Origin of the sequence: Leclercia sp. LSNIH3 (assembly GCF_002935105.1) — a bacterium.
In the GTDB taxonomy this organism is placed as follows: Bacteria; Pseudomonadota; Gammaproteobacteria; order Enterobacterales; family Enterobacteriaceae; genus Enterobacter; species Enterobacter adecarboxylatus.
Genome location: NZ_CP026387.1, coordinates 1212507 through 1237009 on the forward strand (window position 1 = coordinate 1212507; position 24503 = coordinate 1237009).

The 24503-nt window shown below is 60.4% G+C and carries 21 protein-coding genes; 7 read left to right on the forward strand and 14 right to left on the reverse strand.

Going from position 1 to position 24503, the window contains the following annotated elements; genetic code table 11:
• Positions 1 to 190: 190 nt before the first annotated feature.
• The 4 genes from C3F35_RS05935 to C3F35_RS05960 form a co-directional block, all read right to left on the reverse strand.
• On the reverse strand, positions 191 to 505 hold the full coding sequence (locus tag C3F35_RS05935; RefSeq protein ID WP_001273857.1) for a DUF736 domain-containing protein: 315 nt from the start codon (positions 503 to 505) through the stop codon (positions 191 to 193).
• Positions 506 to 1275: 770 nt separating this feature from the next.
• The gene (locus C3F35_RS05950) at positions 1276 to 1485 is read right to left on the reverse strand and encodes a hypothetical protein (RefSeq protein WP_016487839.1); all 210 of its coding nucleotides are present in this window, start codon (positions 1483 to 1485) and stop codon (positions 1276 to 1278) included.
• Between the two features lie 61 nt (positions 1486 to 1546).
• Entirely contained in the window at positions 1547 to 3616 is a 2070-nt protein-coding gene (locus tag C3F35_RS05955) for a ParB/RepB/Spo0J family partition protein (RefSeq protein WP_006379606.1), read from the reverse strand.
• Positions 3617 to 3696: 80 nt separating this feature from the next.
• Complete coding sequence (locus C3F35_RS05960; RefSeq protein ID WP_003092327.1) at positions 3697 to 4524, reverse strand: DUF932 domain-containing protein; 828 nt, start codon at positions 4522 to 4524, stop codon at positions 3697 to 3699.
• A 392-nt stretch (positions 4525 to 4916) separates the two neighbouring features.
• Here C3F35_RS05960 and C3F35_RS05965 point away from each other — a divergent pair, with 392 nt between their 5' ends.
• Positions 4917 to 7373, forward strand: a complete 2457-nt coding sequence (locus tag C3F35_RS05965) for an ATP-binding protein (RefSeq protein ID WP_016487840.1) — start codon at positions 4917 to 4919, stop codon at positions 7371 to 7373.
• Positions 7374 to 7439: 66 nt separating this feature from the next.
• Here C3F35_RS05965 and radC read toward each other — a convergent pair whose 3' ends face one another.
• From radC to C3F35_RS05995, 5 genes are all read right to left on the reverse strand, one after another.
• Entirely contained in the window at positions 7440 to 7949 is a 510-nt protein-coding gene (gene radC / locus C3F35_RS05970; RefSeq protein WP_016487841.1) for a RadC family protein, read from the reverse strand.
• Positions 7950 to 8300: 351 nt separating this feature from the next.
• Positions 8301 to 9365, reverse strand: a complete 1065-nt coding sequence (locus C3F35_RS05975) for a PDDEXK nuclease domain-containing protein (protein ID WP_103791880.1) — start codon at positions 9363 to 9365, stop codon at positions 8301 to 8303.
• Positions 9362 to 10561, reverse strand: coding sequence for a tyrosine-type recombinase/integrase (locus C3F35_RS05980; RefSeq protein WP_014603550.1), 1200 nt, complete (start codon positions 10559 to 10561; stop codon positions 9362 to 9364). Before C3F35_RS05980 ends, C3F35_RS05975 begins: the two co-directional genes overlap by 4 nt.
• A gap of 240 nt (positions 10562 to 10801) precedes the next feature.
• Positions 10802 to 10954 (reverse strand): Hok/Gef family protein, encoded by a 153-nt coding sequence (locus C3F35_RS05985; RefSeq protein WP_103791879.1) that lies wholly within the window; start codon positions 10952 to 10954, stop codon positions 10802 to 10804.
• Positions 10955 to 11315: 361 nt separating this feature from the next.
• Complete coding sequence (locus C3F35_RS05995) at positions 11316 to 12029, reverse strand: GNAT family N-acetyltransferase (protein WP_103791878.1); 714 nt, start codon at positions 12027 to 12029, stop codon at positions 11316 to 11318.
• Positions 12030 to 12239: 210 nt separating this feature from the next.
• Here C3F35_RS05995 and C3F35_RS06000 point away from each other — a divergent pair, with 210 nt between their 5' ends.
• From C3F35_RS06000 to C3F35_RS06020, 5 genes are all read left to right on the forward strand, one after another.
• A complete protein-coding gene (locus C3F35_RS06000; RefSeq protein WP_077226199.1) occupies positions 12240 to 13808 on the forward strand; it encodes an ABC transporter substrate-binding protein in 1569 nt (522 codons plus the stop codon).
• Positions 13809 to 13874: 66 nt separating this feature from the next.
• Positions 13875 to 14897 carry an ABC transporter permease gene (locus C3F35_RS06005; RefSeq protein WP_103791877.1) on the forward strand — a complete coding sequence of 341 codons (1023 nt, stop codon included), beginning with the start codon at positions 13875 to 13877 and terminating at the stop codon, positions 14895 to 14897.
• A complete protein-coding gene (locus C3F35_RS06010) occupies positions 14897 to 15730 on the forward strand; it encodes an ABC transporter permease (RefSeq protein ID WP_103791876.1) in 834 nt (277 codons plus the stop codon). Before C3F35_RS06005 ends, C3F35_RS06010 begins: the two co-directional genes overlap by 1 nt.
• Positions 15723 to 16559, forward strand: a complete 837-nt coding sequence (locus C3F35_RS06015) for an ABC transporter ATP-binding protein (RefSeq protein WP_103791875.1) — start codon at positions 15723 to 15725, stop codon at positions 16557 to 16559. Before C3F35_RS06010 ends, C3F35_RS06015 begins: the two co-directional genes overlap by 8 nt.
• Complete coding sequence (locus C3F35_RS06020; protein WP_103791874.1) at positions 16546 to 17250, forward strand: ABC transporter ATP-binding protein; 705 nt, start codon at positions 16546 to 16548, stop codon at positions 17248 to 17250. Before C3F35_RS06015 ends, C3F35_RS06020 begins: the two co-directional genes overlap by 14 nt.
• Before the next feature lie 139 nt (positions 17251 to 17389).
• Here C3F35_RS06020 and C3F35_RS06025 read toward each other — a convergent pair whose 3' ends face one another.
• The 3 genes from C3F35_RS06025 to C3F35_RS06035 form a co-directional block, all read right to left on the reverse strand.
• Positions 17390 to 17872 carry a cold-shock protein gene (locus C3F35_RS06025; protein WP_032616949.1) on the reverse strand — a complete coding sequence of 161 codons (483 nt, stop codon included), beginning with the start codon at positions 17870 to 17872 and terminating at the stop codon, positions 17390 to 17392.
• A gap of 96 nt (positions 17873 to 17968) precedes the next feature.
• A complete protein-coding gene (locus C3F35_RS06030; RefSeq protein WP_032616948.1) occupies positions 17969 to 18214 on the reverse strand; it encodes a YmjA family protein in 246 nt (81 codons plus the stop codon).
• Between the two features lie 44 nt (positions 18215 to 18258).
• Entirely contained in the window at positions 18259 to 18753 is a 495-nt protein-coding gene (locus tag C3F35_RS06035) for a GNAT family N-acetyltransferase (RefSeq protein ID WP_103791873.1), read from the reverse strand.
• A 165-nt stretch (positions 18754 to 18918) separates the two neighbouring features.
• Between C3F35_RS06035 and C3F35_RS06040 the strand changes: the two genes are divergently transcribed.
• A complete protein-coding gene (locus tag C3F35_RS06040; protein WP_032616946.1) occupies positions 18919 to 20040 on the forward strand; it encodes a YbdK family carboxylate-amine ligase in 1122 nt (373 codons plus the stop codon).
• On the opposite strand, the gene C3F35_RS06045 is transcribed toward C3F35_RS06040, so the two are convergent.
• A complete protein-coding gene (locus C3F35_RS06045; RefSeq protein WP_103791872.1) occupies positions 20030 to 23125 on the reverse strand; it encodes an efflux RND transporter permease subunit in 3096 nt (1031 codons plus the stop codon). The two genes, C3F35_RS06040 and C3F35_RS06045, sit on opposite strands and share 11 nt — an antisense overlap.
• Positions 23126 to 23134: 9 nt before the next feature.
• Complete coding sequence (locus tag C3F35_RS06050; RefSeq protein ID WP_059308562.1) at positions 23135 to 24199, reverse strand: efflux RND transporter periplasmic adaptor subunit; 1065 nt, start codon at positions 24197 to 24199, stop codon at positions 23135 to 23137.
• Positions 24200 to 24503: the final 304 nt, after the last annotated feature.

Sequence of the window (24503 nt, forward strand, 5' to 3'; positions counted from 1 at the left end):
CCGGCGGCGCTTACAGCGCCGACACGCCACACACCGCTCGTTGACACGGATTGCGAGCCACAAGGCACGCATGCAGGCCCGCGGTGACGGGCGTATCCAGCACGCGGCAGCAGCAGAAATCCTGCGCGTGCGGTGCTGCGATCAGCAGCATCGCGCCCCGCCGCAGTGGGCGGGACGCGGTAAGCGGCTGTCAGGCCGCCTTCGGCTTGTTGCGCGACCAGATCAGGTCGTGCGTGCCGTCCTCGTTCTCGATCAGGCGGGCATAGACCGTCGCCGGGAACGAAGGGTCGTCGATGGATACGGACAGGTATTCCCGCCCGGCCTCGCTGGTCTTCTTCCACGCTGCGCCGACTTCGTGGCCAGCCGCTTGCAGGTGGAAGTCGGGGGCGTTCTCGGTGTCGCCCTTGTCGTTGGGAACCAGCTTGACCTTGACGTTGAGCGTCAGGGTGCGAAGCGTGCCGGTGAAGCCGTCTTTCTCTGCGGTGAAGGTGCCGATGTTAGCCATGATGTTTCTCCTTTCGGGTTGAACAAGGTCGCGCCAGTGCGTCCTTGTTGTGATCCGGCCGGCGGGGGATGGGCTGGTCGCACCGCGCAGCGGTCGCAACAACGTGGAGAACCTGGAAGCGAAAAGAATTTGTCCCGCGAGGAATGCGCGCAGCGCAGGGGAAATTGTTTTCGCTGCAAGGTTGCGGCCATGAAGCCCAAGGCGCAGCCGCGCCACCGCCAGGATTCACAACAAGACAAGGACGCACAGGCCGCCCGCTCCCGAATGGAGACGTGGCCAACTCGGCATCCCCGCGTGACGGCTGCACCGGCTTGCGCCCTGACGCGGGCCAGGTCAATGCCCCGACGACAAGGCCAGAGCGCCCCTGCCGCAGCTCACGGCCACATACTGAGGCGTGGTGTGGAAGCTCCATAGAAGCGAGGCTGGGCGGCGTGTCGGTGAACCGTCTTTCGTGACGTACAGACAACGAACCGCCAGCGTCGGGGACGGCACGCTTTCGTGCAACCTGCCGCAGCAAGCCGGGGCGTAGCCACACCAGCCCCGCCCATTGCGGCGGGGCTCGGTCGAATCGTTGGCGGCGCGATGCGCCGCCACACTTGCTGGCTTCGTGGATTTCGCGCACGAGCGCCCTTGTGCGTGGCCCCATCGCCGCCGACCGAAGGCGGCGATGGGGCTTTTTTTTAGCAGTGAAACCGGGCGCGGCCACCGCCGCGCCCGGAGTTTTCGACCACCGGCCCCAAGGCGGCACGGCTTGGGGCCGGTGCGGCTCGTTATTTCTTGGTTTCGATGATCCACCACACGGCGCGCGGCAAGGCGCGGCCCGTGAGGGGATGCAGATCGGTCAGGTCGGCGCGGGCCGTCCAGCCACGCGGCGGACGGTAGCCGCGCACGTCGCCGTCGCCGTGCCAGCGGCGGGCGCGCACCGTGCCGGAGGCATAGGTCGCAGCCATACGGGGGCGGTTTGCGGGTTGGTGGGTCATGGCAGGCATCCTCAATATGAAGCGCCCCGGCCGGAACCGGGGCGCTATCTACGGTGCGAAGTCACGCGGCCAAAGCCTCGGCCTGCGGCTGGACATCCGCCACGGCGGCCGCTTCTTCCTGTGCTTCGGCTTCGCCATCCGCCGGCGCGTCCTGCCCGGCCTGCTGCGGGCCTTCGGTGCGGAAGATGGCGGGCATCCAGCCGGTGCCAGCGGCGAGCCGTTCGGCTTCGCTGGCAATGTCGCCCTTCTTCAACTTCGCCAGTCGGGTGACGTGCGAGGGCGCGAACCCGCCAACGGCTTCCAGAATCGCGGCCTTCGGCACATGCCGGAAGTAACCCTCATTGGTGGGCTGCCACCACGCGGCCATATCCAGCCCCACGGCCTGCGCCAGTTCCGCGCCGGGCTGGTGCGGCGTGGCGCGAGGCGTCACCACGTCCACCGTGGAAGCTAAGCACACGGCCAGCAGCCGCACCAGTTCATCCTGTGATTTCGCCAGCAGCGCGGCGAACAGTTCGGCGCTGTCCTCCGGCAAGGTTTCGCCTGCCACCTGTTGCAGTTCGCGCAGCGCCACGGCGGCGGGTGATTCCGGCCAGTCCGGGGCCATGCCTTCCAGCCGGTCTTGCACCGTGAGGCGCACGCCCAGCGGCAGGTCGTGGCCGTAGTGGCTTTCCTGCAAGACGGTCTGCACCATGCCATGCACCACGGCGGCCAGCGCGGCTTGCGGATGCCGGGCCACTTCGATTTGCAGCGCGGCGGTACGGTGCGCGCTCAACCGCTGCGCCAGTCGGTCGGACATGGTGGCGGTCTTGGGCTGCTCGTCGTCCTCGCCTTCGTCCTCGTTTGCGGCTTCGCCTTCGCTGCCGAAACCCTGCCGCAGTCGTTCCAGCGTGCGCAGCGCCTTGGCTTCGGCTTCGCGCAGCAGCCCGCGATGAATCGCGGCCTGCCCGTCGCGGTCGATGGTGACGATGGCACCGGCTGCGGCCTTCACATTGGCCGCATAGTCCAGCAAGCCTTCTTCCAGCGCCTGCAACTGCTCGCCCAGGCGTTCGCCTTCTTCCTGCAAGGCATCGGCCTTTTCTTCGTCTTCGTCGTCCAGCGCGGCATCCACGGCTTCGGCCAGTTCGTGCAGCTTGGTTTGCAGCTTCTCGATGCGCTGCGCGTCGCGCTTGTTCGGACTGCGGCGTTCCCTTGGCGCACGCTGGAAGGCTTGCAGATCGGCATGGGTCATGCCCGGCGTGGCATCCACCCACGCCCAGCCCTCGGCCTGCACCTTGGCGGCGATACCTGCCAGCTTGTCCTGCGCCAGCCGTTCCAGCAGTGCGGCATCGGTCAGATACACGCCTTTGTCGCCCTCCGCGAACAGGTCGCGGCGGATGCCACCGCCTTCCTGCTCGTAGCCGTCCAGCCCGACAAAGCGCACCAGCGGATGCCGGTAGGCGTCGATTTCGCGTTCGGTCAGACGGTCGCGCAGGTTGTGCGGGCTGCGCTGCCATGTCGGCGCATCGTAGAACGCGGCTTCCTGCGCGGCGTGGTCGTCGGTGATGGCAAGGGCCATCAACTGGTCAAGGCTCACGGCCTCGGCGCGATAGTCGGCCAGCAGGCGCGGCGAGACGTTGGCGAGTTTCAAGCGGCGCTGCACCACCAGCGGCGTGACGGAAAAATCCGCTGCGATATCCTCGATGCTGCGGCCTTCGGCCACCAGCGCGGCGAACGCCTCGAACTGGTCGGCGGGGTGCATGGCTTCGCGCTGCACGTTCTCGGTCAGGCTGGCCGTGCGTGCGGTGCCATCGGCCACCTGCAGGCAAGGCACCTCCCATTCCTTGCTGATGCGGTGCTTCTTCGCCAGCAGCTTCAACGCTGCGAGGCGACGGCCACCGGCCACGACTTCGTAATGCTCGCCGTCGGCGGCGGCAATCACGATGAGGTTTTGCAGCAGGCCGACACGCTGGATGCTGGCGGCGAGTTCGGGAATGGACATGCGCGGGGTCTTGCGCACGTTGCGGCCAGTGGGGCGCGACACCAGCCGCGACAGCGGAACCAGAATCAGGTTCTTGGTCGGGTCAGCGGCTTCCAGCGGGATAGCGGCGGCGGTGTTGATGGCGCGGGCTTCGGTTTGGGTAACGGCGTTCATGGTGATAACTCCTATCGGTTCAGGAATGCAGCAGCGAAGAAAGCGACAAGGGCTGCTGCCTGCCCCTGCCGCGTGGGGATTCAGGCTTTCAACTGGCGCATGCCATCGGCCAGCAGCCAGAGGGCGCGATTCAGTCGGATGTTTTGGTCGATGCCCTGCACCGGGCGGGTTTGCTGTCGGCGCCCGTTGGCGCTGCGGCCACGCAGCCCGCCTTGGGTCAGGTTTTCTTGGGTGCGGTTGAACACGCTCCACAGGTCGGGGCGGCGGTCGTCGAAGCGGCGCGGCATCAGGATTTGCGATTCCGTGATGGGCGCGGGCTTGTCGGGGTCGTCGTACTTGAGGGCGAGCGCGGCGCGGGCGAACACTTCGGATTCGCCATCGTCCAAGGTGATGCCGCGCATGGCATCGCGCGATTCCTTCACCCGATCGAAACCGCTCAAGACTTCGTAAGCGCCCTCAATGACCAGACCGGCCACGTCGCCTTTATGGGGCACTCGCACATCGGCCACGGTGTTGCCGCAAACAAGGCCATTGCTGCACACGAACCGGAACATTCCGGCCAGCATCTGATAGCTGCTGGTGCCGTCGTGCGAGTTCAGCAGCACGATTTCGTTGGCCTCCGCGCCGTTGATCTGGCTGGCATGGCGCAAGCGAATCATGTGTTTGGTGTGCTCGCGCTTGCCTTCGTCGCGCACGCGGGTTTGCGTCACCATGAAAGGCTGGAAGCCTTCTTTGCGAAGCTCGGTCAGCACGGCGGCGGTGGGGATATAGGCGTACCGCTGCGAACGGCTCTCGTGCGGGGCATCCGCGAAGATGGACGGGGCCACGCGGTGAATCTGGTCGTCGGACAGCGGGTAATCGCTGCGCAGCGAGGGGGAGCGGAAAGCGAAACGGGATGCGAGTTGCATGGTCTTTCTCCTGACAAAAGAGGTTTGCTGTTCACACCGCACACCGGATTTCTAGATTCGGAGCCCAGCCTTTCGGCTGTTTGGTGCGGTCGGCACGAGGAACCCGGTTGGCCCTGTTGCCACCGTCTTTCCTGAGTTCATCGCCCGCGGCCAAAGGAGCGCGCGGACGGGGGCCGTCAAGGAGCCAAGCGCAGGGTGGGTGCGGCCCGCAGGCGCAGCCGAGGACACGGCCCTGCGCGCCTTGACGGCACACGGGCGCGGGCTACGGTCGCGGGTAAGGTGATGAAGTCAGGGGAGACGGCTGGACAAGGCAACGGCCATCCCTTTGTGCTGACCGCACGCAAGCGAAGCGCGCAGGCCCGAAGCTGGAAGCCGGGCCGTAGGCGTCAGCGATGCGGAAGGCTGGCGAAGCCAGTCCCGCCAGGGATGAGCGACTAGCGAACCTGGAGCAGCGCGATCCGCGAAGCGGAGACGCAAGAGGACTCTTCGTTTACCATTTGTTTCGCAAGCTAATGATGGGAAAGCAAGAACACGGAGATCTAGAGATGATTGTCTGCATCAACCGCCTCAAACAGTTCGGAATCTTCAGCGACTTCAATGGAACGAAGATCCAAAAGTTCGGCCGGTACAACCTGGTCTATGGTTGGAATGGAACAGGCAAGTCAACGTTATCGAATCTATTCTCTTGCTTTGAGCTTCGCTCGATGGTTCCCCGCTTCAGCACGGGCCAATTTTCAGTAGTTCTGGAGGATGGCTCAACGATCACGGAATCCACACTCCACTCATCCCAATTGAATATTCATGTTTTCAATCAACGCTTCGTGCATGAGAACATTGATTGGGACAAATCCGTAAAGAGCATCCTTCTTATTGCGAAAGAGAAGATTGATGACTTGCAGAAGCTGGAGAAGCTGAAGAGCGAGCTTCAGTCGAAAAAGAAGGCTCACGACGACAAGCAAAGCGATATCAAGAAGCAGCGTGAGGCATTAGAGAAGTTCCTGACCAATGCTGCCAAGAAAATGAAGCTTGGACTTCAGGCGATTGATACGAGCGACAGTTATTACTTGAATTACGACCGCCGCAAGCTCTCCAACTTCATACAGAATAACGGCGAGACAATTATCAAGGCGGAGTCGGTTCTTCCAGATGAGAGGGTTATCGACCTTACGAATGCCGCCAAGCCAGATCAGCTTCCAAGCATTGCTTTCGCCTCAACGGCCATTGAGCCGGACTACTTTAAGAAAGCGGCGGGCCGCATCAGAGATTTGATTGGGACTACGGCGGTCAATCAAGCAATCCAGCGGCTTACCGATAACCCGGACATCCGCGAATGGGTTCAAGCAGGCTTGGAAATCCATAAAAACCACGACTCGCAATCCTGCGAGTTCTGCGGCTCTCCGTTCGCCCAGCTTCGTGCCGAGGCGCTTGCTGCCCACTTCAGCAAGGAGTTCACGGAGTTTCAGAGCCGACTTCAGAATGCGGCGACATGGATTGAATCTCAAGGCGCTCCAGCTAATCAGTTTCCCGCATCGACCGAGTTTTATAAAGAACTATCGGCCGAGGCAGAAAAGCTTCAAAAGGACTACGCAACTGCTGCTGAAAAGATCGACCAGCAAATGGACGCCTGGCGGGAAGCCCTGAAGGCCAAGATCACAGACCCTGGGAAGACAGACATTCAGATCTCGGATGTGGTTGAAGACGATGTCACCAATTTCAATGACATCCTGAAGTCGATTGTTGCTCTCGTTGGAAAGCACAACAATAAGACTTCAAATTTCAAATCTGAGACCTCAAAAAGCAAGGTGGCACTGGAGCTTCACTTTGCTGCGGCTGAGGTGCAAGAGTTTGACTATGCTGGAAGTGAGAAGAAGTGCAATGACCTTGAGTCAGAAGCAAAGAACGACCATAAGGAAATTGAAAAAATTAGTCTAGAGGTCGGAGCCATAGAAGCGGCGCTCTCGAATGAAACGGTCGGGGCAAAGGAGTTCAATGACATCCTGCATCGCTTCATTGGCCGCTCTGAGCTTTGCCTGAACTTCAATCAGAAGAAGAAAGGCTATGAGATCATCAGAAACGGGGTTGGTGAGCACGATGGGAATTTGAGCGAAGGTGAGAAGACTGCGATTGCATTTGTCTATTTCATCACGAAGCTCAAAGAAAATGGAAATAACATCAAGGATACGATCGTCGTCGTTGACGATCCGGTCTCAAGCTTTGATTCTAATCACTTGTTTCACGCCTACTCGTTTTTGAGAACGCAATGCACTGAAGCCAAGCAACTTTTTGTGCTGACTCACAACTTCACTTACTTTAAGCTAGTGAGAGACTGGTTCACTGGCACCAATAGGAATCGAGTCAAAAAAGGCAACGCCGAGAATTGCTTCTTTTATCGCCTGGATGCGCCACCTGGCTCCCCTCGTCACTCCCTACTTGTGGATGCCGACGACTCACTCAAGAACTACGGTTCCGAGTACCACTATATCTTCAAGAAGCTTTACGAATATAGGGCGCACACGACACTCAATCGAGATGAGGCGTTCTTGACCGCCAACCTCGCCCGAAAGCTTGTTGAATCGTTTTTTACCTTCAAATATCCAAGGCGGCGAAGCGACATTAGTCAATTGATGGAGGCTGGCCTAAAAGATTGCACCATCACGACACCAGAGCTTAAAGAAAAAATCTACCGCTTTATCAATAAGTATTCACATAGCGACGTTATTGAGATAACAGAGGAATCCGCAGAAAACTTGGCAGGCGAAAGCCACAGCGTCATCGGGAACATCTTCCAGTGGCTGGAAGAGGTGGACAAGAAACATTACGACGAGATGATTCAGGTTGCGACGGCCTGAGCATCAGGCCGCGAGGGCCATAGCTATGCCACCAGGCGCAGCAAAAAGGGGCCGAAGCCCCTTGGGCTAGATCAGCCCATGCTCGGCGAACGATGCCGTTTCGTTGCCCGCAACGATGATGTGATCGAGCACGCGCACGTCCACCAGACCCAACGCTTCCTTGAGCCGCTGGGTCAGCGCCCGGTCAGCCGCGCTCGGCTCGGGGTTTCCGCTCGGATGGTTGTGCGAAACGACGACCGCCGCCGCATTGAGCCGCAGCGCCTCCTTGACCACTTCGCGCGGATACACCGACGCACCGTCAATAGTGCCGTGGAACATCTCCCTGTATTCGATCAGACGATGGCGCGTATCCATGAACAGCACTACGAACACCTCATGCTCGAAGCTGGCCAACTTTGTACGCAAGTATTCCTTGACCGCCGCCGGCGAAGTGAACTCTGCTCCGCGCTGCATTTTCCGGTCAATGACCTGGCGCGCAGCTTCCAGAATGTCGTCGGCCGATGCCGGTAGATAGCGCCCGTGCGCGTCGCGCACCAGCAGACAGGAATCGAACGAGGGAAAGGACAGTTGCGACATGATCGTGCTCCGGTTGCTCGGGCGGAATTGCCCGGAACCGGCGGCAGCACGGCGCAGCGCAAGCAGTCAGGGGTCGCAGACGGCCGCCAGGACGCAAGCGCGCATGGCGCGCGCCGCCCTTGACGGCGAGAACGCCGTGATACGGTGAAGGGAACAGCAAGACCGCCCACACCCGCCCACTGCACAGAGTCGATTTTTGGCAAGCGGAGCGCGCAGGCCCGGATCAACGAGCCGGGACGGAGGCGTCAGTGATGGAAGCCCGACAGGGGCGAGACTCGCGCAGCGAAGCTCGATGCGCAGCACGACAGCGCGACGGCGGCACGCCGGGACGCCCGACTGCTTGGGACAGGACTACTCGTTGTCCGTCTTGCGCTGCTCGATTTGCAACTGCGCCCGTTGCGTTGCCTGTTGCAGCCGCTCCACCAGCACGCCCCTCGGCGGCAAGGCGGTCAGATACTCGGCAACGTGGATGCCGGACTTGTCCAGCTCCAGCAATTCGATCTGCTCGCGCTTCTTGCCGGTGCAAAGGATGATCCCGAGCGGCGAGGCTTCCTCCGGCTCCCGTTCGTGCTTGTCTAGCCACCGAAGGTAAAGCTCCATCTGCCCTTTGTAGGCCGCCTTGAAGTCACCTACCTTCAACTCCACCGCAACCAGCCGCCGCAGCTTGCGGTTGTAGAACAGAAGGTCAAGGTGGAAATCCTCGTCGTCGATCGGAATGCGCTTCTGCCGGGCGACGAATGAGAAGCCCGCGCCCAGCTCCAGCAGGAAGGACTCCATTTCACGGATGATCGCCGCTTCCAAGTCGCCTTCCTGCCAAGTGTCCCGCAGGCCCAGGAAGTCGAGGATGTACGGGTCGCGCATGACCAGGGCCGGCGACATGCGCTGCGCATCGCGCAGGGTCGCCAACTCCTGCGCTATGGTTTCTTCCGGCTTTTGGGAAAGCGCCGTGCGCTCGTACAGCATCGAGTCGATACGCTCGCGCAGCGTCCGCACGCTCCAGCGTTGGGTGCTGGCCATCTGTGCGTAGTAGTCCCGCTGGAGCGGGACTTTCAGCGGCATCAGGGCGATGAAGTGCGTCCAGCTCAATTCTCGTATCAGTGATACGAGAATTCGCTCGTCGGGGAAGGTGGCGGCGAACTGCACCATGCGGCGCAAGTTCTGCTCTGCAAAGCTGCTGCCGTACTCCTCCACCAACTGCGCAGCCAAGGTGGGCAGAACTTCCTTGCCGTAGGCGCCCCGGCGCCTGTCCAAGACCTGCGTGTGGATGCGTTGGCCGATGCGCCAGTAGAGCATCGTAAGCTCGCTATTCACCGTCGAGGCGGCGCGCTTGCGCGCCGCCTCGATCAGTGCCCGAATGTCGCCCAGCAGCGCCGCGGGCGCTGCGAGCGATGCTGCTGATGGCCGGCGCCCGTTCATGCCACCGCCTCCGCAAGCTGCCGCGCGCCCGTGATGGCTTGGCGGCGGCTGGCCACCAGCTCGGCCGCCTCGCGCACCGGCTTGTCCTCGGTGTGGACGTAGTGCATGAACATCGCCACGGTCTTGTGGCCCGTCAGCTTCATTCCCACTTTGGTCGGCACACCGGAATTGGCAATGTCGGTGGTCGAGCGATGACGGATGCCGTGCGTGCCTACGTGCGGCACGCTGGCGGCCTTGAGCGTCCGGCACCAGCCGCCATAGTGCTCGCCAAAGGTCAGGTGCTTGGCCGGGTCGTTCGGCGACGGCAGGACGTAAGGGCAGCCTTCCAGACGCGGCGCCGTCGAAAGCAGCCGATAGGCTTCCTCGCTCATGGGCTTGGAAATGCCGCCAACCTTGCTGTCGGGCCACACCACGCGCCGGTTCTCGAAGTCCAGCCAGCTCCATTCGAGCGGGCAGATTTCGGAGCGCCGCGCCGCAAACTCGAATTGCAGCCGGATCGCCAACGGGATGACGTAGTTCTCCAGCCCCTCCGCCTCCAGTTTCTCCAACTGGCGGAAGATCCGCACCATTTCCTCGTCCACGATGAGCCGGGTTTCCTTGCCCGGCGGGTACATCGGGACGTGGCGGCACGGATTCGTACCGTCCGGGCGGAAGCCCCAGACTTCGGCCAAGTTGAACATCTTGCGCAGCACGCCGAAGGTCTTGTTGGCCTCGGTCGGCTTGTAGGCCAGCTTTTCCATGAGCCCCGCAATGTCGGGCCGCTTCACGTCATGCACCTTCTTGCGGCCCAGCAGCGGGATGATGTTGCGGTCGATGACGCCCTGGTAGCCGTCCTGCGTGCTGACCTTGTTGCGCTTCTTGGAGTAGTCCTCCATGAACTTTTTGCACAACTCGGCCATCGTGGGCGCCTTGCGCGCCTCGGCCTTGGCACCGCCGGGATCACCACCCCGGCGAACCTCGGCCAGCCAGTCCTGCGCTTTGACCCGCGCCTGTTCGACGGTTAGCTCCCCGTAGAGTCCCAGCGAGGGCTTGCGGGGCTGGCCAGAGTTCGTGCGGTACTGGAGCATGAACACCCGGCGTCCCGTCGGGGTAATCTTGCAAAGGAAGCCGGGCACGACGGTATCCCGTAGTTCGATGTCCTTCGCCTGGGGTTGCGCCGACTCTACGGCGGTCTTGGTGAGCTTGATCTTTGCCATGATGACTCCTTGGAACGACCCGGATTCCAGGAGCCAGATAGGAGCGGCGCGAGGGAGAACCGGGTCAAGTTTCAGAAAGCACCGGCATATGATGGACGCGCGTAAGCTATTGATAAACCTGTTGTATCGGGCTACGTCGCAGTCCAGCGAACTACCGGGCTGGAGTCATCGTGAAACAAAAAAACGGGTGCCCGAACCAAACCGACAACCGGATAGGCGGGGATTACTCCCCGCATACCGCTACTTCTTCGTTTCGTAAGCGAGAACAGCTTTCACTTCCCAGTCACGCTCCTTAAAGCTCAGCTCGCACAATGTCTCGCGAACCAGAAACGTGACCCCCAGCACGGTTAACCCCATTACCAGGATCACCGCAAAGGCGTACTTGTTAAGCATGTCATTGCCTCCTTGCTAAGAAGGGGCTACCATCCAAATTGTTCAGGTTTGGTGATGGTAGCCCCGGTTGATGGAAACATCTCCGGGGCTTTTGCTTTCTGGCTCACCACACCTGCCTGCGCTCAGAAAGCATCAGGCACCCGCCGCAATACTACTCCCTCCCGGGCTGAAAAACCGCCATTTACCTGTGCATTTATCCAGTCAAATGCATCTTTCAGAAAACGTTTAGATTGCAGGGAAAATTGACCTTAGGCTGGCCGATAGAGAAAGGCAGAAATAAAAATGCCCCGTCTGACAATTAATCAGACGGGGCAATACAGCTAAAGAGCCTTTTCAGAATACGTTCAGATTGCCGGTTGAATCAGGCCGTTTCCGGGCGAATATGAAACGTCTCCAGCCGCCTGATTTGCCGTCCATTCTCATCAAAATTATCCGCTGCCAGCCAGCCGCGAATGGCTGCGTCCCGTTCCGGCCATTCGCTGTCGATTATCGACAGCATATCGCTGTCGCGGTTGCGGCCTTTGCGCACCAGTTTCTGCCGCAGCCGCCCTTCCCAGACAAAGCCCAGACGCTCGGCGGCACGACGCGAGGCAATATTCATCGAATCGCATTTCCACTCCAGCCGACGGTAGCCCCGTTCAAAGCCATACTTCAGCAGCAGCCATATTGCTTCGGTGCCGAGCGGGCTGTTTTTCATTTTCCGCGACCAGGTGACATGACCAATCTCCACCGAGCCGAGCTGCTGTTCAATCGCCATATAGCAGACCAGCCCGACGGCGCGTTCGCTGTGGCGATCGATCACCGCAAAGGGCACCAGCGCTTCATCCTGCACTTTGCCCTGCAACCAGTCGACGGTGGCTTCTATGCTGGCAGGCTGATTACTGGCAAGCCAGGTCCAGTCGCTGTCATCGCCCATGGCGTAGGCGTCGAACAGATCCACCCCATGTTGTGCCGCATCCAGCGGCTCAAGACGACAAAACCGCCCTTCCAGCACGCCACGCTCTAATACGCTGGCCCCTTGCCAGCCGGGAACAGGATCGTTAACGGTTTGACCCCAGCTATTGATTTCCGGCACGCTCTACCCCTTTTTATTGTTAATAGATTGTTATTTTTACAATACAGGATTGCCTGCTTAACAGTAACGCTGTCTCCACTAATAACCATAAATAATTCGTTATGCGCTACGGTAATAAGCTAAGCAGAATTAAGACTTTCCTAAATTCAGCTCGCCCCCCTAACGTAACGGTCTATAAAACAATCAAAAACAAGACGTTCAGGGATCGCTATGACAAAAAAAATACTGCCGTTACTGGTGCTGGCTGCGTTGTCAGCAACCGTCCATGCCGCTACGCCACCGGATACGCTGGTGGTTGCTCAGGGTCTTGATGACATCGTGAGCCTCGATCCGGCAGAAGCCAATGAGCTTTCCAGCATCCAGACCGTGCCGAGCCTGTATCAACGTCTGGTGCAGCCGGACCGCGACAACCCGGAAAAAATAACCCCGATTCTGGCCGAAAGCTGGGAAGCGGATGCGGCCGCAAAAACCCTGACCATTAAGCTAAAACCGGATGCGAAATTTGCCTCCGGCAACCCGCTGCGCCCGGAAGATGTCATCTTCTCGTATACCCGCGCCATCACCCTTAACAAGTCTCCGGCCTTTATTCTTAACGTGCTGGGCTGGGAGCCGGGCAACATCGCCAGCCAGTTGAAAAAGGTGGATGACCACACCCTGCAGCTGCACTGGACGGCAGACGTCAGCCCGTCCGTTGCGCTGAACATCCTCTCTACGCCAATCGCTTCCATCGTGGACGAGAAGTTAGTCACGGCGAACGTAAAAGGTGATGACCTTGGCAACGCATGGCTGAAGATGCACTCTGCGGGCAGCGGCGCGTATAAAATGCGCGTTTATCAGCCGCATCAGGCCATCGTGTTAGAAGCCAACGCCAGTGCACCGGGCGGTGCGCCGAAGTTGAAAAACATCATTATCAAGAACGTGCCGGATCCCGCCTCCCGTCGCCTGCTGATTGAGCAGGGTGATGCCGATGTCGCCCGCGATCTCGGTGCCGACCAGGTAGGTGCCCTCACCGGCAAGCCGGGCGTCAGCGTCTTGAGCATCCCCTCTGCGGAGCAGAACTACCTGGTGTTTAACGCCGGGAACAGCGCCAACCCGCTGCTAAATAACCCGGCCTTCTGGGAAGCGTCACGCTGGCTGGTGGATTATGAAGGCATCACCAAAGATCTGCTGAAAGGCCAGTATTTTGTCCACCAGAGCTTCCTGCCGGTAGGCCTGCCGGGCGCGCTGGAGAACAATCCGTTCAGATTTGATCCCGCAAAAGCGAAAGAGATTCTGGCCAAAGCGGGTATCAAAGACGCCCACTTCACGCTGGACGTAGAGAACAAACCGCCGTTTATCACCATCGCCCAGTCAATGCAGGCGAGCTTTGCCCAGGGCGGCGTGAAGGTTGATCTGCTGCCAGCAGCGGGCAGCCAGGTGTATGCCCGCGTGCGCGCTAAACAGCACCAGGCTGCCATCCGTCTGTGGATCCCGGATTATTTTGATGCGCACTCCAATGCCAGCGCCTTCGCCTGGAACGACGGCAAATCCAGCACCGTGGCCGGGCTTAATGGCTGGCAGATCCCGGAGCTGAACAAAGCCACGCTGGCGGCGGTAGCCGAGCCGGATCCAGCCAAACGCCTCGACCTGTATAAGCAGATGCAGGAGCAACTGCAGCACACATCGCCGTACGTGTTTGTCGATCAGGGCAAAACCCAGATCGTGGTGCGCGATAACGTGAAGGGTTATCAGCAGGGGCTGAATGCGGATATGGTCTGGTACGACCGCGTAACGAAGTAAGTTTTCCCCCTCTCCCCTTGGGGAGAGGGGAAGTCCGTGCTCTCATTCAGGAATAACGATTTTCCCATGCCTCCTCTTTCTACCCACGTGGCACGCGTTTTACAGGGCCTGCTGACCCTGTTCCTCACGCTGCTCGGGCTTTTGCTCGTGACCTTTGCGCTCTCCGCGCTCTCGCCGGTCGATCGCGTTTTGCAGATCGTTGGCGATCACGCCAGCCAGTCCACCTACGATCAGGTTCGCCACCAGCTTGGGCTGGATCAGCCGCTGCCGGTGCAGTTCTGGCATTATCTGGTTGATCTTGTGCACGGCGATCTCGGCACCGCCAGCGCCACCGGGCAACCGGTACTCCAGGATCTGCTGCACGCCTTCCCGGCGACCCTTGAGCTGGCTACTCTGGCGTTAATTCTCGGTTCCCTGCTGGGAGTCATCGCTGGGGTGCTGTGCGCCCGGTACGCCGGTTCGCCGCTCGATATGGTTATCCGCACGCTTACCCTGCTCGGTAACTCGGTGCCCATTTTCTGGCTCGGGCTGCTGATGCTGGCACTGTTCTACGCGAAGCTGCAGTGGAGCGCCGGGCCAGGTCGGCTGGATGATATCTGGCAATACACCGTCGAACCGCGCAGCGGATTTGCGCTGATCGACACCTGGCTTTCCGGCGACATGGCGGCCTTCAAAAATGCCGCCAGCCATCTGGTGCTGCCGGTGCTGCTCCTGGCCTACTACTCACTGGCGAGCATCACCCGCCTGACCCGCTCGGCGTGTCTGAGTGAGATGAATAAAGAGTACATCCTGCTGGCACGCGCCAAAGGGGCGGGCGAAATGACCATCCTGCTGCGCCACGTGCTGCCCAATATTCGCAGCACCCTGTTCACCGTGATTGCGCTGGCCTACACCAGCATGCTGGAAGGGGCGGTGTTAACGGAGACCGTGTTCTCGTGGCCGGGGATTGGTCGTTACCTCACGACCGCCCTGTTCGCCGGAGATACCACCGCCATCATGGGCGGGACGCTGCTGATCGGCGTCTGTTTCGTACTGATTAATAACCTGACCGACCTGCTGGTGCGGTTCACTGACCCGAGGGTGCGCTGATGCCGTTTTATCTGTTTTTGCGTCGTCTGCGCCGCTCGCCAGCGGCATTTTGTGGGCTAATCATTATTACCCTGCTGCTGCTGGTGGCGCTGTTCGCCCCGTGGCTGGCTCCGCTGGATCCGAACTGGCAGGACGCCGCCGCCCGTCTGCAACCCCCGAATGCCCAACACTGGCTTGGCACCGACAGCTACGGGCGTGACCTGCTTTCAAGGCTGATCTACGGTAGCCGACCGGCGCTGGGGCTGGTGGCCTTAGTGACGGTCATTACCTTGCCCGCGGGCCTGCTGGTAGGGATTTTGTCCGGCTACTACGGCGGCTGGCTGGAGCGGGTGCTGATGCGCTTCACCGACGTGGTGATGTCGATGCCGCGGCTGATCCTCGCCTTTGCTTTTGTCGCCATGCTCGGCCCGGGGCTGGTTAACGGCGCGCTGGCGCTGGCGTTAACCACCTGGCCCGCTTACGCTCGTCAGGCGCGCAGCGAGATCCAGCGCCTGCGTCACAGCGACTATCTGGCCGCCGCCGAGATGATGGGCATTCGCGGTTTTCGCCTGCTGCTGGGGCACATTCTGCCGCTGTGCCTGCCCTCGGCCATTGTGCGGCTGGCGCTCGATCTGGCGGGAATTATCCTCGCAGCGGCCGGGCTGGGCTTCCTCGGTCTGGGCGCGCGTCCACCGATGGCTGAATGGGGGGCGATGATCGCGGACGGGATGCAGGTCATTTTCGATCAGTGGTGGATTGCCGCCATTCCGGGCGGGGCGATCCTGATTGCCAGCCTGGCCTTTAACCTGCTGGGCGACGGCCTGCGCGACGTGCTGGAGCCACAACATGACTGAACCACGCATTATTGTCGATTCCCTGACGATTGATTATCCCGCCGCACGGGTCGTCAACAACGTCAGCTTTACCCTGGGCAATGAACGGCTGGCGGTGGTCGGGGAGTCCGGCTCGGGCAAGTCGATGACCGCCCGGGCGCTGATGGGGCTGGTGCGAACGCCAGGCCGGGTCAGCGCACAACAGCTCACTGTGCTGGGGCACGACCTTACCACCCTGTCGCCACGCGGCTGGCGACAGTTGCGCGGCAATGAGATTGCGATGGTGCTTCAGGATCCGCGCTACGCCCTCAACCCGGTTAAAAACGTGCAGGCGCAGCTGGATGAAGCGTTAACCCTGCACCAGTCGCTGCCGCGCCGGGAGCGTGTGGCACGCATCCGCGAGATGATTCACGCTGTGGGTCTGACCAACGCGGTGCTGAGCCGCTATCCGGGGGAGCTCTCTGGTGGCATGGGCCAGCGGGTGATGATCGCCATCGCGCTTATCAACAACCCACGGGTGCTGATTGCCGATGAACCAACCTCTGCGCTTGATGCCCGCTTGCGGAATCAAATCCTTGAGCTGCTGGTAGAGCAGTGCGCGCAACGCCAGAAGGCGATGCTGCTGATTAGCCACGATCTGCCGCTGGTAGCGGAACATTGCGACCGCGTGCTGGTGATGTATCAGGGGGAGAAGGTGGATGAGATGGCGGCGAGTCAGCTTTCTCAGGCCACCCATCCCTATACGCAGACGCTGTGGACCTGCCGCCCTGATGCCAGCACCTTCGGGCAGATGCTGCCGACGCTCGACCGCACTCAGCCGTGGAAGGAGACACCTCATGGCACTCGTTAATGTAGAACAGCTTCATGTGACTTTCGGTGAGAAAACGGCGGTCTCTGCGGCCAGCTTTGCGATTGAGCCAGGCGAAACCTTCAGCCTGATTGGTGAATCAGGTTGCGGAAAATCGACCATTCTGCGGGTGCTGGCGGGGCTGCAGCGCCAGTGGCACGGCAACATTCAGGTGCTGGGCGACCGGCTCCAGCCCGGGATGCGCTTTACCGGCGCGCTGCGGCGCAACGTGCAGATGGTCTTTCAGGACCCCTGGGCCTCGCTGCATCCGAACCACACCCTGTCACGCACCCTGGGGGAGCCGTTACAGATCCACGGTGAAACGCAGATCGCAGAAAAGGTGGCGGAGGCGCTGCAGCAGGTGGGGCTGACTGCCGATGCGGGCAAGCGCTATCCCCACCAGCTCTCCGGCGGACAACGTCAGCGCGTGGCGATCGCCCGGGCGCTGCTGTTACGCCCACAGCTTCTGCTGCTGGATGAACCCACCTCGGCGCTGGATATGTCGGTGCAGGCGGAGATCCTGAACCTGCTGAATCGCCTGAAACAGCAGCACGGAATGACCTATCTGTTGGTTAGCCATGACGCGGATGTGATTGCCCATATGTCAGACCGGGCCGCGTTTATGGCGGGTGGCGTGATCGCGCGTTTCTTTGACCGCGAAGCCTTAAACGCAGGTGAGCATCGGATGAAGTAGTGGCAAAGCCTTGCGGCGCTTACGCGGGCTGGAAGGTAAAAGCAAAACGGCGACCTGGTCGCCGTTTTTAGGGTTCGCGCACCCGGTGAGTGCGACGGGGTGAGAGCATCAGGCCGCACGCCACCTGGCAGGCGGCAGATTACTTCAGGCTTTGCAGCTGTTTCACCGTGGCATCGATGTCGATCTCATCTTCAGAGAAGATGAACGTTCTGCCCGAGAAAGTGGTGATCGCCAGCTTTTTCACCGAACGCATCTCCCCGGCTTTCGCGGTTGATTTCGGAGCGATATTGCCCATCAGGCTCTTCACCGTCAGCACCCCGTTTTCTTTATCAATCCGGGCTTCGGCAGGCTCTTCTTCGCGGTACACCAGGTACGACTTGATGGCGGTGATTTTATGACGCTCGCCATCAAGGAAGATGTATTTGCTTTCCGGTATGACTTTTACCGCAAACGCTGACAAACCCTTGTTGTTGGTGGTGGGTTCAAACGTCACTGCGGCATCTTTCTTAATCAGATCAGGGTTGGCGACCTTAATCACGTGAAAATAGCGGTTATCGCCGTTTTCATCTTTGATAAATCCAAAACCCTTATCTGCAAACCACGTCGTGATTGTTCCGTTCATCGCCTTTACCACCTGATTAATCGTTTACCAACTCAATTTTTGCCGCGCGCAGTGTAAAGCACAACGCCTGCACAGACTATGCCTTTCATGCAGGAACTATTCATTACCCCACTGATTGAGGAAATTGGCGATATCATCGATGCGCTTCGTGTCGATACCCGCTTCGACTGCCATCTCGGTCTGCGCCTCTTCGCTGATCTCTTCGTTATTCATCAGACGGGTGATCAACAGCTGGAAATAGAGCGCCAGGGGATCGCGTTCTGCTTCGCTCACCGGCGTTGCGGCTTCCGTCGTGTACTCATCCACGATGTCATAATATTTAATCGGTACGTCGTTGCTCATGCGTTATCCTCAGGATGTCGGTTGCTGCCTGGATAATAGCATCCTCAGGTCCTTTTTTCCGCGAGACCCACAATAGACTTGCTCATGTTGACGCCCGTAACCCCAAAACCGCTGGTCTCGTAGAGATGCCGGGCACGGGCATTATCACCTGCCACACGCAGTCTGATCTCCTTGAAACCCTGCTCGCGCAGATGCGCTTCCAAATCGCGAAGAGTCTGTTTACCCAGCCCCTGCCCCTGACAGGCTGTGAAAATATGAAAATCATAGATAAACACTGAACGCATCATCGTATCGGGTTTGTACCAGAGATAACCGACCGGCCTGTTGGTCTCATTTATCGGCGCAACAAGCGAGCATAAAACGTGTCCATGCGTATTCACGCCCTCAGGAAGCATTTCGGCGATTTCCTGCTTTGCTCTGGCAAGCGAATCAGGTTGAGAGAGCCCGTAATTTGACCCGATCTCATCGGCATAATCGTGAATAAAATAGTCAAGATAAGCAGGATACTCATCTTCTGTCAGCGGACGAAATGAGACCATCGCTTACTCCGTAGTGTTAATAATCAGGGCGATATTAATAACGATAAGGCCGCTGAAACGTCAATATGATTAGCTTTTGAACCCGGTCGGGTTTCGTTGCTATGGGGAAAAGGTGAATATCACCCGTTGTCTATACTCAACTGATAACAGACAACGGAGTGCGCTATGCCTTTACCCGACTTTCATTCCTCTGAACCTTTCACCCTTGGCGTTGAACTCGAACTGCAGGTGGTTAACCCGCCGGGCTACGATTTAAGCCAGGACTCCTCTGCCCTGATCGACGCCGTGAAAAATGACATTAAAGCTGGTGAGGTGAAGCACGATATCACCGAAAGCATGCTCGAGATCGCGACCGGCGTGTGCCACAACATCGATCAGGTGGCAGCGCAGTTCTCCGCCATGCAGCAGAGCATTCTGCGCGCAGCGGCGAAGCACCATATCCAGATTTGCGGCGGCGGCACCCATCCGTTTCAGAAATGGCAGCGTCAGCAGGTGTGCGAAGACGAGCGCTATAACGTGACGCTGGAGCGCTTTGGTTATCTGATTTTGCAGGCGACGGTGTTCGGCCAGCACGTCCATGTGGGATGTCGCACCGGCGATGAGGCCATCTACCTGCTGCACGGCCTGTCGCGCTTTGTGCCGCACTTTATCGCCCTGGCGGCCAGCTCACCCTATATGCAGGGCACCGACACGAAGTTTGCCTCATCGCGGCTCAATATCTTCTCCGGATTCCCGGACAACGGCCTGATGCCGTGGGTCAACAGCTGGCAGGAGTTTGAAGGGCTGTTCCGTCGCCTGAGCCACACCAGCATGATCGACAGCATTAAAGATCTGCACTGGGACATTCGCCCCAGCCCCCATTTTGGCACGGTGGAGGTGCGGGTGATGGATACGCCGCTCACTCTCGCCCATGCCATTAATATCGCCGGGCTGATCCAGGCCACGTCGCACTGGCTACTGACCACACGCCCCTATAAGCATCAGGAAAAAGATTTTCTGCTGTACCGTTTTAACCGTTTTCAGGCCTGTCGTTACGGACTGGACGGGATCCTGACGGACGTGCATACCGGGGAGCAGAAAACCATCGCCGAAGATCTCACCTGGCTGCTGGAGCAAGTCGCGCCGTCTGCGGAGAAGCTGGGGGCGTCGAGTGCGATTCAGGAAATTACTCTGATGCTCAAACAGGGCAAGAGCGAGGCGCAGCGCATGCGGGACTTTATCGCAGACGGTGGCTCGCTCATCTCCTTAGTGCAAAAACATGCCGAGCTGTGGGCCACTAGCCCGTAAGCCGGTGCCCCCACTCGCGCAAGCGCTGGAACAGCACAAACAGCGCCGGGATAAAGATTATCCCCACCACGGTGGCGACCAGCATGCCGCTGAACACCGTGGTGCCGATGATGCGACGGCTCTGGGCGCCCGCCCCGGTCGCCAGCATCATCGGTAATACCCCGATAATGAACGATACTGCGGTCATCATCACCGCCCGGAAGCGACGGGAGGCCCCTTCCCTCGCGGCATCCACTATTGCCCTGCCCGCCATACGCTGCGCGCGGGCAAACTCAACGATAAGAATTGCGTTCTTCGCGGCAAGGGCGATTAACAACACCAGGCCGATCTGCACGTAAACGTCGTTGGCGTACCCGGCCGCCCACAGCCATACCAGCGCCCCGCCGATGGCGAACAGCGCCGAAAGCATTACGCTTGCCGGTAATGTCCAGCTCTCGTACTGGGCGACAAGAAACAGCCACGCCATGACCACCGCCGCCAGCACAATCCAGATCGCCTGGTTCCCGGTCTGCTGCTCCTGATACGACATACCGCTCCAGGCGTAGTCATAACCGGCTGGCAGGTTCTGCGCCAGAATCTCACCCATCACTGCCATCGCCGTGCTGCTGCTTACCCCTTCTGCTGCCGAACCGCTTACCGACACGGACGGGAACTGGTTGTACTGCTGCAGGAAAGGTGCGCCAACGGTGGGGGTGATGGTCACGAGGTTACTCAGGCGTACCCGCTCGCCGTTATTGCTGCGCACGAACAGCTCGCTGATTTGCTCCGCCCGCTCGCGCCACTGCATCTCGTTTTGCATGACCACGTGGTAGACGCGGTTGTTAACGCTGAAGTCCCCGGCACGCGTGCCGCCAAAGGCGGTCTGCAGGCTGCTGAAGATGCGGGAGACGGGCACATCAAGACGGGCGGCACGCTCGCGATCGACGGTCAGCGTCAACTGTGGCACGTTGCTGCTCCAGGTGGTGAACACCCGGCTCAGTTGCGGATGCTGGTTGGCTTTTGCCAGCACCTGGCGGGTGACGCGCTCCAGCTCCACCGGGCTTTGTCCTGCCTGGGCCTGAATGCGCAGGTCGAAACCTGAGGCGTTCCCCAGCCCCGGTAGCGTCGGCGGCGCGAAGGTCATGATGGTCGCTTCCGGCAACGCCAGCAGCTGGCGCTGAAGCGTGCCCATCACTTCGTCCAGGGTTGGACGCTCGCTCCAGTCCTTCAGCATCACGGAGATAAACCCGCCGTTGGAGGCGCTGGTGCCGTTGAGAATGTTAAACCCGGAGACCTGAATCACGTCTTCCACCGCCGGATTTTGAGCAATCAGCGCCCGGGCCGTCGCCATCACCGCTTCGGTGCGTTCCAGCGAGGCTGACTCCGGCAACTGAACGCTGGCAAAGAAGTAACCCTGATCCTCCTGGGGCAGGAAGCCTTTTGGCATCGACATAAAGCTGAATGCCACCACGACGGCAGCGCCTGCGGTTGCCAACAGCGCCAGCCACGGGCGCAGGGTAAACAGGCTCAGGATTCGAGTGTAAAGGTTGCGCGTGGCATCCAGCCCGCGGTTGAAGGCGCGGTAGACTGCCGCCGGGCGCGCAGGGCGCGGGCGCAGCAGCATCGCGCACAGGGCAGGCGTCAGGGTCAGCGCCACCAGGCTTGAGAGCGTGACGGCGGTCGAGAGCGTCACCGCAAACTGGCGGTACAGCTCACCGACAATCCCCGGCAGCAGCGCCACCGGGATAAACACCGCCAGCAGCACCAGGGTGGTGGCAATCACCGGCCCGGCAATCTGGCGCAGCGCCTGCGCGGTCGCCGCCGTGCGGCTCTGCCCTTCCGCCATCAGCGTTTCAACACTCTCTACCACCACGATGGCGTCATCCACCACCATGGTCAGCGCCAGAATAAGGGCGAACAGGCTCAGCGTGTTGGCGGAGTAGCCGAGCGTATAGAGCACGGCAAACGTGCCCACCAGCGACACCGGGATCGCCAGCGCGACAATCAGCGTGGCGCGCCAGCTCTGCAGGAACAGGGAGACCACCACCACCACGGCCAGCAGGGTTAACGCCAGCGAAACGCCAATCTCTTTAATGGTCGCGGCGACAAACTGCGTGGTATCGAATTTGACTTCGTAGACAAGGTCGTCCGGGAAGCGCGTCGAGAGATGCTCCAGCTCAGTACGCACCGCATCGGCCACCCGCAGGGCGTTGGCGGACGGCGTGGGGTAGATGGCGAGATAGGCGGAGTCATGCCCGTTCAGCTGTGCGCCCGCGCTGTAGCTGCGCGAGCCGAGTTCGATGCGGGCGACATCTTTCAGGCGCACCAATTGGCCCATCTCACCGACGCGGATAATGATATCGGCAAAATCTTCCGCCTGATTTAAACGCCCCAGCCCGTTGATGGTCAGGGTCTGCTGTTGGCCGTTAAACACCGGCGGCGTGCCCACCTGGCCGGCCGCCCCCTGCACGTTCTGCTCGCGCAGCGCCTGCGCCACGTCGTCGGTGGTCACGTTGAGGGCGTTCATGCGATCCGGTCGCAGCCAGATGCGCATGCTGTAGTCCCCTGCGCCAAACAACTGCACCTGCCCCACGCCCGGCAAACGCGACAGCGCCTCACGCACATGGGTGCTGGCGTAGTTGCTGACCAGCAGCGGCGTGTGGGTGTTGCCCGGGGAGTAAAGACTGACCCCCATCATCAGGTTGGTGGCGCGCTTGCGCACCTGTACGCCATTTTGCTGTGCCTCGGCGGGGAGTTGCGCCACGGCCTGTGCCACGCGGTTTTGCACATCGATGGCAGCCAGATCCGGGTCGGTGCCCGCCGCAAAGGTGATATTCAGGCTGTAGGTGCCCTCGTCGGAACTGGTGGACTCCATATAGAGCATGTGATCCACGCCGTTAAGCTGGGTCTCCAGCGGTGTGGCGATGGCCTCCGCCACGTCAGCCGAGCTGGCTCCCGGCCAGGACGCACTGACATTCACCACCGGGGGCGTGATCTGCGGATACTGCTCTACCGGAATAATTCTCAGCGCGATGGCCCCCAACAGGGTTATCACCAGCGCAATCACCATCGCGAAGCGCGGGCGTTTGATGAAAAACGTCAGCATGATGGCTCCTTAATTGAGAATCTGAACGGCCGCGCCCGGCTGCACGCGCTGCGCGCCGTCGGTGATCGCTCGCTCGCCGGAAGTGACGCCGGACGCGATCCGGAACTGCTGGCCAATTTGCCCGGCGACGGCCAGCGGACGCATTTCTGCTTTGCCGTCGGCGTTAACCACCCAGGCATAGAATCCGTCGCCGTTTTGCTGCACCGCCGCGGCGGGCAGGGTCAGCACCGGCTGCTCGCTTGCCGGGCGCAGAAAGACATTCACATTCCCGCCGGGCAGCAGCTGATGGCGCGGATTCGCAAACTCGGCACGCAGCATCACGCTGGCGGTGCGCGGATCGATGCGGTTATCCACGGACGTCAGTTCACCGCTGATGCGCTGGCCGTTGCTGTCTATCAGCGCCTGCCAGGCCTTTTTCAGGGCACTGATATCCGCATGCTGTCCGACCTTGGTGGCAAACGCCCCCTCTTCCAGCGCAAAGGCGATGCGGATCGGGTCAAGCTGTACCACGTCCACCAGCACGCCGCTTGAGGGATTCACGAGGCTGCCCACGTGAAAGCGGCTGTGGCCCACGCGGCCATCGATGGGTGATGTGATGCGCGTGTACCCCAGCGTGACATGGCGGGTTTCCAGCCGGGCTTTCGCCTGCTCCAGCGCGGCGCGGGCAACGTCGCGCTGCATGCGGGCGTTATCCACGTCGTGGCGGCTGATGGCGTTATTGCTGCCCAGACTTTCGAAGCGGGAAAGCTGCTGCTGCGCCTGGCGCAGGGTGGCTTCAGCGCTTTGCACTTCGGCCTGTGCCAGCCGCACGGCGGCACGCGGCTCGGCGTCGTCCAGCTCGAACAGCAGGTCGCCTTTTTTCACATACTGTCCGTCGCGAAAGTTGATTTTGGTAATGGCGCCCTCCGCGCGGGCGCGCAGCTCAACGGTGTGAATGGCTTCAATGCGCCCGGGGATCTGGCGCTCGGCGGCATGGGCGGTCTGCTCCACGGTAGCGACGCGCACGGGAATGGCGGCGGCAAATGCGGGTTGCAGGGTGCTGGCGAGAAGCACGAACAGGAGCGGGAGTTTCATGGGAGTACCTCAGTGTAATTTTCCCCTCACCCCGGCCCTCTCCCCAAAGGGGCGAGGGAGAAAACCGAGCCGTCCTCTCTTCCCTCAGGTGGAGGGAGAAAACCGAGCGGTTCCCTCTCCCCGCAGGTGGAGGGAGAAAACCGAGCCGTCCTCTCTTCCCTCAGGTGGGAGGAGAAAACCGGGCGGTTCCATCACCCCACAGGTGGAGGGAGAAAACCGGGCGGTACCATCACCCCACAGGTGGAGGGAGAAAACCGAGCAGCTCCCTCTCCCCACAGGTGGAGGGAGAGTGCCGAGCGGTTCC

Excerpts from the sequence above, each read along its gene's own strand:
- C3F35_RS05935 (WP_001273857.1), bottom strand. The coding sequence starts at position 505 with ATGGCTAACATCGGCACCTTCACCGCAGAGAAAGACGGCTTCACCGGC.
- C3F35_RS05950 (WP_016487839.1), bottom strand. The coding sequence starts at position 1,485 with ATGACCCACCAACCCGCAAACCGCCCCCGTATGGCTGCGACCTATGCC.
- C3F35_RS05955 (WP_006379606.1), bottom strand. The coding sequence starts at position 3,616 with ATGAACGCCGTTACCCAAACCGAAGCCCGCGCCATCAACACCGCCGCC.
- C3F35_RS05960 (WP_003092327.1), bottom strand. The coding sequence starts at position 4,524 with ATGCAACTCGCATCCCGTTTCGCTTTCCGCTCCCCCTCGCTGCGCAGC.
- C3F35_RS05965 (WP_016487840.1), top strand. The coding sequence starts at position 4,917 with ATGCGGAAGGCTGGCGAAGCCAGTCCCGCCAGGGATGAGCGACTAGCG.
- radC (WP_016487841.1), bottom strand. The coding sequence starts at position 7,949 with ATGTCGCAACTGTCCTTTCCCTCGTTCGATTCCTGTCTGCTGGTGCGC.
- C3F35_RS05975 (WP_103791880.1), bottom strand. The coding sequence starts at position 9,365 with ATGAACGGGCGCCGGCCATCAGCAGCATCGCTCGCAGCGCCCGCGGCG.
- C3F35_RS05980 (WP_014603550.1), bottom strand. The coding sequence starts at position 10,561 with ATGGCAAAGATCAAGCTCACCAAGACCGCCGTAGAGTCGGCGCAACCC.
- C3F35_RS05985 (WP_103791879.1), bottom strand. The coding sequence starts at position 10,954 with ATGCTTAACAAGTACGCCTTTGCGGTGATCCTGGTAATGGGGTTAACC.
- C3F35_RS06000 (WP_077226199.1), top strand. The coding sequence starts at position 12,240 with ATGACAAAAAAAATACTGCCGTTACTGGTGCTGGCTGCGTTGTCAGCA.
- C3F35_RS06005 (WP_103791877.1), top strand. The coding sequence starts at position 13,875 with ATGCCTCCTCTTTCTACCCACGTGGCACGCGTTTTACAGGGCCTGCTG.
- C3F35_RS06010 (WP_103791876.1), top strand. The coding sequence starts at position 14,897 with ATGCCGTTTTATCTGTTTTTGCGTCGTCTGCGCCGCTCGCCAGCGGCA.
- C3F35_RS06015 (WP_103791875.1), top strand. The coding sequence starts at position 15,723 with ATGACTGAACCACGCATTATTGTCGATTCCCTGACGATTGATTATCCC.
- C3F35_RS06020 (WP_103791874.1), top strand. The coding sequence starts at position 16,546 with ATGGCACTCGTTAATGTAGAACAGCTTCATGTGACTTTCGGTGAGAAA.
- C3F35_RS06025 (WP_032616949.1), bottom strand. The coding sequence starts at position 17,872 with ATGAACGGAACAATCACGACGTGGTTTGCAGATAAGGGTTTTGGATTT.
- C3F35_RS06030 (WP_032616948.1), bottom strand. The coding sequence starts at position 18,214 with ATGAGCAACGACGTACCGATTAAATATTATGACATCGTGGATGAGTAC.
- C3F35_RS06035 (WP_103791873.1), bottom strand. The coding sequence starts at position 18,753 with ATGGTCTCATTTCGTCCGCTGACAGAAGATGAGTATCCTGCTTATCTT.
- C3F35_RS06040 (WP_032616946.1), top strand. The coding sequence starts at position 18,919 with ATGCCTTTACCCGACTTTCATTCCTCTGAACCTTTCACCCTTGGCGTT.
- C3F35_RS06045 (WP_103791872.1), bottom strand. The coding sequence starts at position 23,125 with ATGCTGACGTTTTTCATCAAACGCCCGCGCTTCGCGATGGTGATTGCG.
- C3F35_RS06050 (WP_059308562.1), bottom strand. The coding sequence starts at position 24,199 with ATGAAACTCCCGCTCCTGTTCGTGCTTCTCGCCAGCACCCTGCAACCC.